We start from the raw sequence: 14,124 nt of genomic DNA, 5'->3' as shown, positions 1-14,124 counted from the left end.
CAGCGCGCGATCTTTTCATTAGGCGATCCTGATGGATGCATTCGAACGGATCGCCGCTGCCCTTGAACGCCTGTCGCCGCCGCCGCCGCCCGCGGCGGATGCGCGGGCGCATCCCGCCTATGTCTGGCGGGACGGCGTGCTGGCGGCGACCCGGGCCTTCGCGCCGCAGCCGCTCGACCGCCTGCTCGGCATCGAGCGGCAGAAGGCGGCGCTGGTCGACAATCTGGAACGGCTCGCCGGCGGTCGCGCGGCGCAGGACGTGCTGCTCTGGGGCGCGCGCGGCACCGGCAAGTCGGCGCTGGTGAAGAGCGCGGTGGGCGCGGTCCAGGCGGCGGGCGGCGACCTGGCGCTGGTCGAGGTGGCGACGCTCCATCAACTGCCTGCCTTGTTCGCGGTGCTCGCCCCGGTGCCGCGCGCCTTCGCGTTGTTCGTCGATGACCTCGGCGTCGACGATCCGGGCGAGGCGCGGCTGCTGCGTTCGATGCTGGAGGGCGGGGCGGAGGCGCGGCCGGCGAATGTCCGCCTGCTGGTCACCGCCAATCGCCGCCATATCGCCGCCCGCGACATCGCCGAGCAGGAAAGCGCGATCAATCCGCGCGACTCGATCGACGATCATCTGGCGCTTGCCGACCGGTTCGGCCTCAGCCTGGGCTTCCATGCCATCGACCAGGACCAGTATCTGGCGATCGTCGCCGGCTATGCCGGGGCATATGGCCTGTCTTACGACCCCGACCTGGCGGTTCGCTGGGCGACGCAGCGCGGCAGCCGGTCTGGCCGGGTGGCCTGGCACTATATCGTCGACCTGGCGGGGCGCGAGGGCGTGGCGCTGTGACCGCCGCCGCCCTGTTCGGGCGTGCGCGCCGCTTCCTGACCGAGGAGGACTGGACCTTCGCGCCGCACGAGCGGCCGGCCATGCCCGGTTCGCCCGGCTCGCCCGACCATCCGACCGGCCGGCGCATCGCCTATGGCGCGATCTCGATCCTGGTCGGGTTGACCGCCGGGCTCGGCAATGCGCTGGTCTCCGCCAACACCTATACGTTGCAGGGCGCGCTGGGGCTGGATCCGGCGGAGATCGCCTGGCTGCCGACCGTCTATGTGATGAGCAATGTCAGCATCAACCTGCTGCTCATCAAGTTCCGCCAGCAATTCGGGCTGCGGCCGTTCGCGCTGCTGTTCGTCGGCCTCTATGTCGCGCTGACGCTGGCGCATCTGTTCGTCCACGACTTCTGGTCGGCGATCGTGGTGCGGGCGTCGAGCGGCATGGCGGCGGCGGCGCTGTCGAGCCTGGGCCTCTATTACATGATGCAGGCGCTGCCGGCGAAATGGCGGTTGAAGGCGGTGGTGATCGGCATCGGCGTGCCGCAATGCGCGACGCCGCTCGCCCGGCTCTTTTCGCCCGAGCTGCTCGCCATGTCGCAGTGGCGGACGCTGTACCTGTTCGAGCTCGGCCTCGCGCTGCTGTCGCTGGCGGCGGTCGCCGCGCTGCGCCTGCCGCCGACCACGCGGCAACGTGCGTTCGAGCCGCTCGATTTCGTCACCTTCACCCTTTATGCGGGGGCGATGGCGTTGTTCTCGGCGGTGTTGGGGCTGGGCCGGATCGTCTGGTGGACCAATGCTGCGTGGATCGGCTGGTCGCTGATCGGCGCGATCCCCCTGCTGGCGGCGGCGCTGTGGATCGAGCATCACCGGGTCAATCCCCTGCTCAACACGCGCTGGCTGGCGAGCGCCGACATCGTCCGCTTCGCGATCGTCACGCTGATGGCGCGGATCGTGCTGGCGGAGCAGAGCTTCGCGGCGGTCGGATTGTTGACCACCCTGGGACAGAACAACGATCAGCTGGGGCCATTCTTCACGATCATCTTCCTCGCCTCGGTCGCCGGGGTGGTGCTGAGCGCGGTGACGCTCGACGTCGAGCGGCTGGCGCATCCGATCATGCTGGCGGTGGGCCTCGTCGCAGTGGCGGCGTGGATGGACGCGCAGTCGACCAGCCTGACGCGCGCGCCCGAACTCTATGTCACACAGGCGCTGATCGCCTTCTCCGCCACCTTTTTCCTGGGGCCGGCGTTGTTGTTCGGCATGACGCGCGCATTGAAGGAAGGGGCCGGCCACATCATCAGCTTCATCGCCTTGTTCGGCATCATCAACTCGGTCGGCAGCCTGGCCGGCAACGCCCTGCTCGGCACCTATCAGGTGGTCCGGGAGAAGGCGAACAGCGCCGCGATCGTCGATGCGGTCGACCCGACCAACCCGCTGGTGATGCAACGCCTCCAGGCCGGCGGCGCGGCGGTCGGCCAGGTGGTCGGCGACCCCGGTTTGCGCAGTGCGGAGGGCGGCGCGCTGCTGTCGCAGGCGGCGACGCGCGAGGCGAACGTGCTCGCTTATGACGATGTGTTCCGGCTCGTCGCGGTGATGGCGGCGGCGACGTTCCTGTACCTGCTGTTCCTGCTGCTGCGCCGGACGCGGCGGGCCAGGCAGGCGGCGCGTCTGGCGATGGAGCAGGGTGCATGACGGATGTTCGGACCCCCGTCGCCGCCGAGCCGGTGACCGAGGAACGCGCGGCGGAGGCCGCACCCCCGACGGCCGCCCCCACGGCCGGTTCGGGCTGGAAACCGCAGCGGCCCAGCGGCACGGCGACGATCGTGCTGCTGTTGCTGGCGATCGCGGGCGTGCTGGCGGTGCTGGCGGCGTGGCGGCTGCCGCCCTTCGCCACATCCTATGAATCGACCGACAATGCCTATGTGCGCGGCCGGACCACTGTGATCGCGCCGCAGGTATCGGGCTATGTCACGCGGGTGCTGGTCCGCGATTTCGAGGCGGTGCGCGCCGGGCAACCGCTGGTGACGATCGATGACCGCATCTATCGCCAGCGGGTCGAGCAGGCCGATGCGCAGGTCGCGGCGCAATCGGCGACGCTCGCCAACAGCGCCCAGGCACAGCGCAGCCGCGCCGCCAGCCTGGTCGCGCAGGATGCCGCCGTCGCCAATGCCGAGGCGCAGCTGATGCGCGCGCAGGCGGACATGAACCGGGTCGACGACCTGGTCCGCGACGGCTCGGTGTCGTTGCGCGAACAGGACCAGACGCTGGCGGCGTTGCGCCAGGCCCAGGCCGGGGTGAAGCAGGCGCGCGCCGCCCGTGAGATCGCGCGGCAGGACGTGCGGACGGTCGAGGTCGGTCGCGGCGGCCAGCAGGCGGGCGTCTCCGGCGCGGAGGCGGCACGGCGGCTGGCGCAGATCGACCTCAGCAACACATTGGTCCGTGCGCCGGAGGCGGGGCGGCTGTCCGAGGTCGGGGTGCGGGTCGGCCAATATGTCACGGCGGGCTCGCAGCTCATGTTCCTGGTGCCGCCCGAAACCTGGGTGATCGCCAATTTCAAGGAGGCGCAGACCGCGCGGATGCTGGTCGGCCAGCCGGCCAGCTTCACCGTTGACGCGCTGGCCAATGCCCGGCTGACCGGGCGGGTCGAACGCATCTCGCCGGCCGCGGGCAGCGAGTTCGCGGTGCTGAAGGCGGACAACGCCACCGGCAACTTCACCAAGGTGCCGCAGCGGATCGCGGTGCGCATCCGGATCGATCCGGGCCAGGCGCTGGCGCAGCGGCTGCGGCCCGGCATGTCGGTGCAGGCGCGCGTCGACACCAGCACCGGACCGCGCCTGCGGTGATGCGGCGGACGATCATCGGGGTCGCCGCGACCGTATCGCTGGCGGGATGCATCGGGCCGCGCCCGGAGGCGCCACCGGCCGCCACGGTCGCGCCGCCGCCCGGCTGGCGCACCGCGCTGGGGCCGGGGGCGCCGGTGCGGGCCGATTGGTGGCAGGGTTTCGGCGACCCGGTGCTGACCGGACTGGTCGAGCGGGCGCTGGCCGACAATGTCGACCTCGCCATCGCGGTGGCGCGGGTGGAGGAGGCGCGCGGTCAGTTCCGGCTGGCGCGGGCGCAGCGCACGCCGCAGGTCGGCGGTGCCTCTCCCGGCACGGCGGGGCAGAGCGTCAGCCCGTTCGGCACCGCGAGCGATGCGTTGGGCGCGCAGCCGGCGGTGCAGATCAGCTATGATCTCGACCTGTTCGGCCGGTTGCGCCAGGCGAGCCGCGCCGCGCAGGCGCAGCTGCTGGCCAGCGACGGCGCGCGCGATGCGGTGCGGCTGTCGGTCGCGAGCAGCGTCGCCACCGGCTATATCACGCTCCGCGCGCTCGACCGGCGGCTGGCGGTGGCGCGCGAGACCCTGGCGTCGCGCGCAGAGGCGCTGCGCATCGCGCGGCGGCGGGCGGAGACGGGCTATACGTCGAACCTGGAACTCCATCAGGCGGAGGGCGAATATCACGCCACCGAGCAACTGGTGCCCGCCGCCGAACTGGCGGTCGCGCGGCAGGAGAATGCGCTCAGCCTGTTGCTCGGCACATCCCCCGGCACGATCCCGCGCGGCGTGACGCTGGAACGGTTGCGCGCGCCGACCATTCCCGATGGCCTGCCCGCCGACCTGCTCCGCCGCCGGCCGGACCTGTACCAGGCCGAACAGACATTGGTCGCCACCGACCGCACGCTCGACAGCGCGCGGGCGGCGATACTGCCCAATCTGGCGCTGACCGGATCGGCGGGCGTGGCGCTGTCGACCGCATTGGCCAATCCGATCGGGGTGTTCTCGATCGGGGCGAGCATCCTGTCGCCGATCTTCGATGGCGGGCGCTTGGGTGCGCAGGCGGACATCGCCACCGCCCGGCGCGATCAGGCGGCCTATGCCTATCGCCGCGCGGCGTTGGTGGCGTTCCGCGAGGTGGACGACAGCCTGGTCGGCGTCCGCCGCTCGGGCGAGCAGGCGCAGGCCCTGGCGGCGCAGCGGGATGCCCTGGCGGCGGCGCTCCGCAATGCGTCGAACCGCTACCGCGCGGGCTATTCAGGCTATCTCGACCAGCTGGATTCGCAGCGCGGGCTGCTCAATGCCGAACTCACGCTGATCCAGGCGCGGGCCGATCGCCTCAACGCCTATGTCACGCTCTACCAGGCGATGGGCGGCGGCTGGTCGCCGCCCGACGTGGCGGCGGTCACGCGTCGCTGACCGGGCACGGTTAACCGCCACGCCTTTGTCCTACCTCTGTCTACGACCCCGGCTTCGCGGGACGGTCATAGGGCACGAACTTGCCGAACCGGCAGTAAGGCCCGGGGATGCTGGTGCCGGAGGTAAGCACGCGGAACCGGTCGTTCTCGCAGACGGTGTTGCCCGAATAGAGATCGAGGATCAGCGCATTGAAGGGCTGCAACTGTCCGCACCGGCCAATCGGCGTGGCGCGGTAGATGCGGCGGCCGGACTCGCGGAACAGGATCAGGTCGCGCTCGGCGATGGTCAGCCCCTCGGTCTGGCGCAGCGTGATGCAGCGCTGCGGCGTCCCGGCAACCCGGCCGGCGAGAGGGCTCTTGTCGGCCGCCGCCGCGGTCAGCGGCAGCGCCAGCACGGCAGCGATCAACGCGCGGGCTTTCACTTCGCCTTGCCCTGCCGGGTATAGGGCGTGAAGTCGCCATAGGCGCAACTACCGGTCGGAAAGCGGGAGACGGGGTTGACCAGCTGGATGATATCGCCCCGGCAGAAGCGGCCATAGCTGGTGCGCGAGATCATGATGTCGCCGCGCGCCAGACCCTCGCAGCCCGGTCCGACATTGGTGACGTATTTCTTGTCGCTGCTGTAGCGGTAGACCACCGTTTGGCCGAAGCTGTCGCTCGACGGCGTGCGGGTGAAGGGCAGGCAGTCGACCGGCTTGCCGGGGGTCAGTCCGGCCAGCGCCTGGTTCAGCGTCGTCTTGCTGTTGTAGGATCGCTGGTTGCCGTCCGGTTGCTCGGCCGCGAACACGGCGGCGCTCGCTCCGGCGATGCCGAGAAACAGGGCCAGAGGGATCGAACGACGCATCGCTTCACTCCTATTCCTGGAAGGACCGGTATCAACGGCCTATCCGCGAAAATTATCCTTCGCCTCGCGCAGACGGGCCAGCGCTTCGGCCGATCCGGCGCGCATGAAGGGGTTGGTGGCGCGTTCCCGGCCGATGCTGGTCGGCACCGTCGCCTCGCCGGCCGCGCGCAGCCGGTCGACCTCGGCACGGCGCGTGGCGATCACGTCATTGTCCGGTTCGGCGGTCACGGCGAAGGCGGCGTTGCCGGCGGTGTATTCATGGCCGCAATAGACGCGCGTGTCGTCGGGCATCGCGGCATAGCGTTCCATGTTCGCCCACATCTCTGCCGCCGTCCCTTCGAACAGGCGGCCGCATCCCATGGCGAACAAGGTGTCGCCGGTGAACAGCGCCTTGTCCTCGGCGAAGTGGAAGGCGAGGTGCCCGGCGGTGTGGCCGGGCACCGCGAGGACATGGCCGGTATGGCTGCCGATCCGCACCACGTCGCCCTCCGCCACCAGCGTGTCGAGCGTCGGGATGCGGTCGCGCTCGGCCCGCGGCCCGGTGATGGTCGCGCCCGCCGCCTTCATCGCCGCATTGCCGCCGGTGTGATCCGGATGCCAGTGCGTCGTCCACACCTGCGAGACGTGCCAGCCCCGCGCAGCGGCCGCCGCCAGCACCGGCTCCGCCTCCCCGGGATCGACCGCCGCCACCTCCTGGGTGAGGGGGTCGAACACCAGCCAGGCGTAATTGTCCGACAGGACCGGGACGCGGACGATTTCCAGTGCGGGGGCGGCCATCACCAGGTTCCGGTGTTCGGCATCGACGACCAGGGCTCGGCCGGGGCCAGCCGGGCGCCGCGCTGGAGCAGCTCGATCGAGATATCGTCCGGCGTCTTGATGAAGGCCATGTTGCCGTCGCGCGGCGGGCGGTTGATCGTGACGCCGCCGTCCATCAGCCGCTGGCACGTCTCGTAGATATCGTCGACCTCATAGGCGAGGTGGCCGAAATTGCGGCCACCGGAGTAGCTTTCCGGGTCCCAGTTATGGGTCAGCTCGACCTCGGCCTGGGCGCGCTCGCCGGGGCCGCGCATCTCCTCGGGCGTGGCGAGGAAGATCAGCGTGAAGCGGCCGGCCTCATTCTCCATGCGGCGGACCTCCTTCAGCCCGAGCAGTTCGAAAAAGGCGATCGTCGCATCGGGGTCGGTGACGCGGATCATGGTGTGCAGGTAACGCATGGAAGCTCCTTGGTCTGGTCGTGACAACCCGTCAGGCGGCCACAGGCTCCCCGGCATCGGCGATCGCGCCCAGCATCTGCGCCAGCGTCCCGATCAGCAGCGCGATGTCGCCGTCGCGCGACAGGCGATGGTCGCCGTCCTTGACCAGCGTCAGATGCACGTCGGGCGAGGCGATCAGCTCCGCCAGCCGGATCGATCGCACGAAGGGCACGTCCGGATCGGCCTGGCCATGCAGCAGCCGCACGGGGCCGGAAAAGGCGATGGGGCCGAACATCAGCCGGTTCGCCTCGCCCGAGGACCAGAAGGCGCGGGTATAGAGCGTCGGCTGCGGGCCATAGGGGTTGGCGCGCTCCAGCCGACCGGTCTGGAGGATCGTCATCTTCTCCTCGGTGGTGAAGCCCCAGTCGGTGAAGTCGGGCGCGGCGGCGATGCCCAGCATCCCGACCACCCGATCGGGCCGCGCGCGCGCCGCCAGCAGCATCAGCCAGCCGCCCATCGACGAGCCGACCAGCACCACCGGACCTTCGACCGCATGGTCGATCATCGCCAGCACGTCGTCGCGCCAACCGGCCAGCGTCTGGTCCGCGAACGCGCCCTCGCTTTGCCCGCAGCCGGCATAGTCGAAGCGCAGGAAGGCGAGGCCCCGGGCCCGCGCCCAGGCTTCGAGCGCCAGCGCCTTGCTGCCCTGCATGTCGCTGGCATAGCCGGGCAGGAAGAGGATGGTCGGGCCCTGGCCGGGCGAATGGTGGAAGGCGAGGCGGGGTCGGTCGGTCATGGGTGGCGCGCCTCCAGTCGCGCGAGGATATCGGCGGCGAGCAGGCTGAGCGTATCGTCGCGCGCGCCCATCACGACGATGCGGTCGCCCGGCCTCGCCCTGGACAGCAGGCGCCGGACGCCGGCCGCACGGTCGGCATCGTGATGCGCCCGTCCGTCGGCCTGCAGGATCCAGCCGACCAGATCGGCGCTGCCGACCTCGCGGGCCACCGTGCCGCCCTGATAGACGGGATCGGGAATGGTCAGCACATCGTCCGGCCGCAAGCGTTCGGCGAACACCTGCGCCAGCTCGCGCCCCATCATCCGCAACGGGCCATAGCCATGCGGCTGGAACAGCAGCAGCACCCGGCCGGGATGGGCGTGGAGCGTGTCGAGCGTCGCGGCGATCTTGTCGGGATTATGCCCGAAATCATCGATCACGGTGACGCCGCCGGCCTCGCCCACCCGGTCGAAACGTCGGCGCAGGCCGGTGAAGCCCGCGATCGCGCGCACCGCCTCGGCCAGCTTCACGCCCGCCGCCACCGCCGCGCCGATCGCGGCGAGCGCGTTGGAGACATTGTGGCGTCCGGGTACGTTCAATCGCACGCGATGCCGCTCGCCCAGCGCGATCAGGTCGAAACCGATCGCCCAGGCTTCCGGGACCAGCGCCTCCGCCCGGAAATCGGCCGGCGCCTCGATCGCGAAGGTGCGCGCCTGGGGCAGGGTGGCGATCAGCGCCGCCGTCTCCGCATCGCCGGCATTGGCGATGACATGCTCGGCGGAGCGGGCGAAGTCGCCGAACAGCCGGCGCAGTTCGTCCAGCCCCTTATGGTCGAGCGTGACGTTGTTGAGCACCGCGATGCGCGGGCGATAGAGCGCGATCGAACCGTCGCTTTCATCCACCTCGCTGACAAAGGCGTCGCCCGCGCCGACCAGCGCGCTGGCGAAGGGGGCATCGGCGGTCGCGAAGTTCTTCATCACCGCGCCGTTCATCACCGTGGGCCTATGACCACAGGCGTGGAGGATCCAGCCGATCATGCCGGTGACGGTCGACTTGCCGCTGGTTCCCGCGACCCCGATCGGCAGGACGGCGGCATTGAACAATTGGGCGAGCAGTTCGGCACGGGTCGACCGCTCGCAGCCCAGCCGGTCGGCGGCGACGATGTCGGGCACGCTCGGCTCGATCGCGGCGGAGGCGACGATGCGCTGGTCGGACGAGACGACGCCGCTGCCGTCCTGCGGGTGGAGCGCGATGCCGAGATGGCGCAGCGCATCGAACCGGGCCGGTGCGCGGCCCTGGTCCAGCCCGCGATCCGATCCGGCGACGATGCCGCCGCGCGCCTGCACGATCATCGCCAGCGGCATCATGCCGGACCCGCCGATGCCGACGAAGAATAGGGGTTTGCCGATCTCCATCCCCGCGCGCTATCGGCCTTTGCCCGTCCGGGCAAGCGAGCCAGCGGCGAACAGGGGGATCAGGTCCATGCGTATCGGTGTCGTCGCTCCCGCCCGGCCGATCGATCCGGTCGTCGCCGCGCGCGCCGGGGCCTTTGCCGCCATCGCCTATCCGGAGGTCGATCTGGTCTTCCACCCGCAATGTTTCGAAAAGGACGGGCATTTCGCCGGGTCGGACGCGGTGCGTGCCGCCGCCTTCCTCCGGATCGCGAACGATCCGGCGTTCGACGCGATCTGGTTCGCGCGTGGCGGCTATGGCTCCAACCGCATCCTGGACGCGGTGATGCCGCAGTTGAACGCGGCGGCCGCGCGCAAAGCCTATGCCGGCTATTCGGACATGGGGTTCGTGCTGGCGGCACTCTATGCCCGGCGGATCGGTCGGCCGATCCATGCGCCGATGGCGACCGACATCAACCGGGTGAAGGGGGACGAGACGGTGGCGCGCACGCTCGGCTGGCTGGTGCGCGGCGACCGGCAGGGGCTGGAGCCGGGGCTGGACGGCCGTCCGGCGGCGGCGTTCAACCTGTCGATCCTGACCGCGCTGATCGGCACGCCCTGGTTGCCCGACCTGACCGACCATGTGCTGGTGATCGAGGAGGTGTCGGAGCCGATGTACCGGATCGACCGGATGCTGTGGACGGTCGGCCATGCCACCCAGTTGCGCGGGCTGGCCGGGCTGCGGCTCGGTGTGGTCAACGACATCCAGGCGAACGAGCCCGCCTGGACCGAGCCGCTGGAGATCATGATCGCACGTACCGCCGCGTCGCTCGGCATCCCCTATCTCGGCCGGGCGGAGGTGGGGCACAGCCAGTCGAACCATGTGGTGCCGTTCGGCATCGCCTGACGAGCGGTTGGGAACAGGGGCATCGAACGAGCCGTTATCCCGCCCCAGCAGTATCAGGAGGTTCGTTCCATGGCAGCCAAGACTCCGCCCAAGAAGGGCCAGGCCGGGCCGCACGGCGATGCGAAGCCGGGCAAGCCGCATCCGCCCAAGGGCAAGGGCAAGGCGGCACACAAGCCCGACCATGACCGGACCCGCGTGATCGCGCTGGCGGCGGCGGGCGTGGCGGCGGTCGGATCGCTGGTCGCGGCGACGCTGCTCGCACGCCGGCCCAAGCGCAACCCGGCGGAACATGCCGCGCCCGATCTGGCGCCCGACGCGCCCGAGCCCGGCACCAACCGCGCACCCGAGGCGTTCCGCCCCGATCCGACCGCCATCCCGACCCCCGAGGAGCGCGAGTCGCTGCGCCCGGCCACCGGCCCCGCGCCGAGTTTCGCGGCCGATCGCGGTTCGTCGATCGGCTGATCCCTTTTCCGTTCCCTCCAAGAGTAAGGAAACATCCATGACCGTGCGCAAGGCGTCCGCGAAATATGAAGGCCTAGGCAAGTCGGGCAAGGGCCATGTCAGCCTGGGCTCGGGCGTGCTCAACGACCAGCCTTATGGCTTCAACACGCGGTTCGAGAATGAACCGGGCACCAATCCGGAGGAGCTGATCGCAGCGGCCCATGCCAGCTGCTTCACCATGGCCCTGAGCTTCGCCCTGGCGGGCGCCGGGCATAATGACGGCACGCTCGACACCGATGCCGCCGTCACGCTGGAAAAGGATGGCGACGGCTTCAAGGTGACCAAGTCCGCTCTGACGCTGCGCGCCACGGTGCCCGGCATCGATCAGGCCGAATTCGACCGGATCGCGCAGGAGGCCAAGGCGAACTGCCCCATCTCCAAGCTGCTCAACGCCGAAATTTCGCTGGACGCGACCTTGATGTGAAGCAACCGGCGAGGGTCGTCGCGCATTGACGCCGCATCATCATCATAGGAGAGATGTCGATGCGCATGATCCTCGCCGCCGCTGCCGCCGCCACCTTGCTGAGCGGTTGTTCCAGCTATGGCGGATATGGCAGCGATCCGCGCTATCGCACCTATGGCAATTACGACTATAATCGTGCCGATCCGTCCTATGGCGGCTATTATGCCGACCGCTATTATGTCGGCAACCCGCGCTATCGCGAACGTCGACTGTCGGCACGTGACCGGGTCTATCGCGGCCAGAATGGCAATTATTATTGTCGACGCAATGACGGCACGACGGGCTTGCTGGTCGGCGGCGCGGCGGGCGGCGTGCTCGGCAACATCATCGCACCGGGCGGATCGGAACTGCTCGGCACCGTATTGGGTGCGGCGGGCGGCGCGCTGGCGGGCCGCGCGATCGATCGCAACAATGTACGCTGCCGTTGAGGTATAGGCGAGCGGGCCGGTATCGGCCCGCCCGGATGCGGTCGGTACCCATGATTCGAACATAGACCGTGACGCACGCGTGAGGAGGGCGGGGCGATCCCTATCGCCCGGCCTGGATCAGGATCGCGTCCGACGGCAGAAGCCGGGCCAGAAAGGGCAGGATCGCGGCGCCGATGGCGGGCGCGTCCTGCGCCATGGCGGCGGGCAACACCGGGGTACGAACGGGCAATCGCGCGCTGGCCAGCCGTTCGGTCAGTCCCGTCGCCAGCCGCCCGATCAACGGCATCGGCAGGCGTCCGCCGATCAGCACGGCATCGGGATCGAACAGACAGGCGATCGCGATCACCGGTTGAACCAATGCCTCCGCCGAATCCGCCAACCATCGATCGATCACGTCTGCGGCGTCCTCCAATTCGGTCGCTGCCAATGTCGCCGGCAGTCCGGCGGTCTCCAGCCGCGCGAACAGCGCCGACAGCGATACGATGTCCTGCACCACCGCGCCCCGCCGATCGGCGGAGAGGTCAGGCATCAGGCCGATCTCGCCCGATCGCGCATGGGCCCCGCGATGATAGGTGCGGTCGATCACCAGCCCGCCACCCAGACCGGCGCTGATCAGAAGGTAGAAGAAGCTGGGCGCATCGAACGCGCCGCCATGCTGCGCCTCTCCCAGCGCGGCGGCGGCGGCGTCATTGTCGACATGGATCGGCCAGGGCAACAAAGGGGCAAGGTGCGCGGCGATGTCCAGCCCTGTCCAACGATCATAGTCGACGGGGCGATGCGGCAGGGCGATGCTGCCCAGATCGTCCGGCATGGCGATGCCGACGCCCAGCACCCGGTCGCGGCCGACTCCGCCCTCGGCGATCAACGGGGCGAGCGTCTCGGCTACGAAGGCGCTGACGTCGGACGGCGAGGCGAAGGCGATGTCCCGCGTGGCGCGGCTGCGCACCGTGCCGACCAGGTCCAGCGTGACCATGGTCAGATGATCGCGATCGATATTGAGGCCGATCGCAAAGGCCCCGTCGGCATTCACCTCCAGTTGCAGCGCGGGCTGGCCCCGACCGCCCTGGCGGCGACCGATGGTGTGGACCAGATCCATCTCCGACAGTCGCCCGGTGATATTGGCGATGGTCGGGGCGGTCAGGCCGGTCTGCGCGGCGATCGCGACGCGGGTCGTGCCGGGGTTGAGGCGGATCGCCTGCAAGACGGTGCGCAGATTATAGTCGCCGGCCCGCGCCAGGTTGGTGCCCGACAGGCTGCGGGACAAGCGTGTCTCATGCGGGGCGATGCTGTCCCCGATGCGACGGCGCGATCCCAGCTTGCCGAACATCACCACGCTCTCCCGCGTTGCCGACCGTTCGATAAGGGCGGCGATCCGGCCCGACTATCCCCGTGCTTCACGATCTGGGTCAAGCATTCTCCCTTAATTAATCCAATTTGACTTAATGTCGCACGGCGGGGCAGGGACCGCGTTCCGATACGGGCAGAGATGGGAGAGCGGGCGTGATCCAGATCGGGATCGATTTCGGCGGCACCAAGATCGAGGCAGCCGCGCTGGACGCGGACGGGGCGTTCCTGGCCCGGATGCGCGCGCCCAATCCCGGCGGCTATGAGGATGCGATCGCCACCATCGCCTCGCTGATCGGGCGGGTCGAGGCGGAATTGGGAATGCGCGGCACGATCGGCATCGGCGCGCCCGGATCGGTCAGCCCGCGCGACGGATTGATGCGCAACGCCAATGCCGTCTGGCTCAATGGTCGCCGGTTCCGCGAGGATATGACGGAAGCACTCGGCCGGCCGGTGCGGCTGGCGAACGATGCCAATTGCCTGGCGCTGTCCGAGGTCGTCGACGGCGCGGCGGCGGGTGCGGCCTCCGCCTTCGCGGTGATCGTCGGCACCGGCGTCGGCGGCGGCCTGGTGGTGGATGGCCGTATCGTCGAGGGCGCGAACGGCATGGGCGGCGAGTGGGGCCATGTGCCCTTGCCCTGGATGACCAAGGCGGAAGCGCCGGGACCGCTTTGCTGGTGCGGGCGGAACGGCTGTCTCGACATGCTGGTGTCCGGCACCGGCCTGCGATGCGACCATCAGCGGCGGACCGGCGAGCGCCTGGATGGCGAGGCGATTGTCGCCGCCGCCCGGGCCGGCGAGACGCAGGCGGTGGCGACGCTCGACGCCTATGTCGACCGGCTGGGCCGCGCCATGGCGATGGTCGCCAACATGATCGACCCCGACATATTCGTGCTGGGCGGCGGCATGTCCAATGTCGACGAACTCTACGAACGCCTGCCGGGCGTGGTCGCCGCCTATGCCTTTGGCGGCGACTGGCGGGCGACGATCGTGCCGGCGCGCTGGGGCGATTCCTCGGGCGTGCGCGGCGCGGCGCGCCTCTGGTCGCGCGAGGAGGCGGCTAGAGCGGTTTCCGATCAGGTTGGATCATCGGCACGGCGGTGATTTCGGTTCGGGGCAAGGCGCGCGAAGGGAGCGATGCCGAAGCATCGTGACCGACAAGCAACGCCGCCCCGGATCGAAAGCGCCCCGCCGCGAAGCGGTCGCCCACAGGGCGATGACGGTGGTTC

Annotated in this window: 16 protein-coding genes; 9 read left to right on the top strand and 7 right to left on the bottom strand. The window is 69.8% G+C overall.

Features of this window, described 5'->3' with window-relative positions:
- The first annotated feature begins 31 nt into the window (after window positions 1-31).
- Genes BRX43_RS06000 through BRX43_RS05985 form a run of 4 tightly spaced genes read left to right on the top strand, consistent with a single transcriptional unit; the run spans window position 32 to window position 5,050 of the window.
- Window positions 32-832 carry a DUF815 domain-containing protein gene (locus BRX43_RS06000; protein WP_125993948.1) on the top strand — a complete coding sequence of 267 codons (801 nt, stop codon included), beginning with the start codon at window positions 32-34 and terminating at the stop codon, window positions 830-832.
- Entirely contained in the window at window positions 829-2,508 is a 1,680-nt protein-coding gene (locus BRX43_RS05995; protein WP_241214799.1) for an MFS transporter, read from the top strand. The genes BRX43_RS06000 and BRX43_RS05995 overlap by 4 nt, the downstream gene beginning before the upstream one ends.
- Window positions 2,505-3,659 (top strand): HlyD family secretion protein, encoded by a 1,155-nt coding sequence (locus BRX43_RS05990; protein ID WP_125993947.1) that lies wholly within the window; start codon window positions 2,505-2,507, stop codon window positions 3,657-3,659. The genes BRX43_RS05995 and BRX43_RS05990 overlap by 4 nt, the downstream gene beginning before the upstream one ends.
- Window positions 3,659-5,050: an efflux transporter outer membrane subunit gene (locus BRX43_RS05985; protein WP_125993946.1), complete on the top strand. Its 1,392-nt coding sequence runs from the start codon at window positions 3,659-3,661 to the stop codon at window positions 5,048-5,050. The genes BRX43_RS05990 and BRX43_RS05985 overlap by 1 nt, the downstream gene beginning before the upstream one ends.
- A gap of 40 nt (window positions 5,051-5,090) precedes the next feature.
- Here BRX43_RS05985 and BRX43_RS05980 read toward each other — a convergent pair whose 3' ends face one another.
- From BRX43_RS05980 to BRX43_RS05955, 6 genes are read right to left on the bottom strand one after another with little or no spacing between them, the layout of a single operon-like run.
- Window positions 5,091-5,456: a hypothetical protein gene (locus BRX43_RS05980; protein ID WP_241214798.1), complete on the bottom strand. Its 366-nt coding sequence runs from the start codon at window positions 5,454-5,456 to the stop codon at window positions 5,091-5,093.
- An 11-nt stretch (window positions 5,457-5,467) separates the two neighbouring features.
- Window positions 5,468-5,893 carry a hypothetical protein gene (locus BRX43_RS05975; RefSeq protein WP_125993944.1) on the bottom strand — a complete coding sequence of 142 codons (426 nt, stop codon included), beginning with the start codon at window positions 5,891-5,893 and terminating at the stop codon, window positions 5,468-5,470.
- Between the two features lie 39 nt (window positions 5,894-5,932).
- Window positions 5,933-6,670, bottom strand: a complete 738-nt coding sequence (gene gloB, locus BRX43_RS05970; RefSeq protein ID WP_125993943.1) for a hydroxyacylglutathione hydrolase — start codon at window positions 6,668-6,670, stop codon at window positions 5,933-5,935.
- Entirely contained in the window at window positions 6,670-7,107 is a 438-nt protein-coding gene (locus BRX43_RS05965; RefSeq protein ID WP_125993942.1) for a VOC family protein, read from the bottom strand. The genes gloB and BRX43_RS05965 overlap by 1 nt, the downstream gene beginning before the upstream one ends.
- Window positions 7,108-7,138: 31 nt before the next feature.
- The gene (locus BRX43_RS05960) at window positions 7,139-7,882 is read right to left on the bottom strand and encodes an alpha/beta hydrolase (RefSeq protein WP_125993941.1); all 744 of its coding nucleotides are present in this window, start codon (window positions 7,880-7,882) and stop codon (window positions 7,139-7,141) included.
- Window positions 7,879-9,276 carry a Mur ligase family protein gene (locus BRX43_RS05955; protein ID WP_125993940.1) on the bottom strand — a complete coding sequence of 466 codons (1,398 nt, stop codon included), beginning with the start codon at window positions 9,274-9,276 and terminating at the stop codon, window positions 7,879-7,881. The genes BRX43_RS05960 and BRX43_RS05955 overlap by 4 nt, the downstream gene beginning before the upstream one ends.
- A gap of 67 nt (window positions 9,277-9,343) precedes the next feature.
- Here BRX43_RS05955 and BRX43_RS05950 point away from each other — a divergent pair, with 67 nt between their 5' ends.
- From BRX43_RS05950 to BRX43_RS05935, 4 genes are all read left to right on the top strand, one after another.
- Window positions 9,344-10,159 (top strand): LD-carboxypeptidase, encoded by an 816-nt coding sequence (locus BRX43_RS05950; protein WP_125993939.1) that lies wholly within the window; start codon window positions 9,344-9,346, stop codon window positions 10,157-10,159.
- Window positions 10,160-10,228: 69 nt separating this feature from the next.
- A complete protein-coding gene (locus tag BRX43_RS05945; protein ID WP_125993938.1) occupies window positions 10,229-10,621 on the top strand; it encodes a hypothetical protein in 393 nt (130 codons plus the stop codon).
- 37 nt (window positions 10,622-10,658) lie between these two features.
- A complete protein-coding gene (locus tag BRX43_RS05940; protein WP_125993937.1) occupies window positions 10,659-11,084 on the top strand; it encodes an OsmC family protein in 426 nt (141 codons plus the stop codon).
- Between the two features lie 59 nt (window positions 11,085-11,143).
- Complete coding sequence (locus tag BRX43_RS05935) at window positions 11,144-11,551, top strand: glycine zipper 2TM domain-containing protein (protein WP_125993936.1); 408 nt, start codon at window positions 11,144-11,146, stop codon at window positions 11,549-11,551.
- Between the two features lie 100 nt (window positions 11,552-11,651).
- On the opposite strand, the gene BRX43_RS05930 is transcribed toward BRX43_RS05935, so the two are convergent.
- Complete coding sequence (locus BRX43_RS05930; protein WP_125993935.1) at window positions 11,652-12,878, bottom strand: ROK family transcriptional regulator; 1,227 nt, start codon at window positions 12,876-12,878, stop codon at window positions 11,652-11,654.
- A gap of 173 nt (window positions 12,879-13,051) precedes the next feature.
- Between BRX43_RS05930 and BRX43_RS05925 the strand changes: the two genes are divergently transcribed.
- A complete protein-coding gene (locus tag BRX43_RS05925) occupies window positions 13,052-13,999 on the top strand; it encodes an ROK family protein (RefSeq protein WP_125993934.1) in 948 nt (315 codons plus the stop codon).
- Window positions 14,000-14,124: the final 125 nt, after the last annotated feature.

Source organism: Sphingomonas sp. S-NIH.Pt15_0812, assembly GCF_003951315.1.
GTDB lineage: Bacteria > Pseudomonadota > Alphaproteobacteria > Sphingomonadales > Sphingomonadaceae > Sphingomonas.
This window is presented reverse-complemented; position numbering and strand designations above follow the sequence as displayed.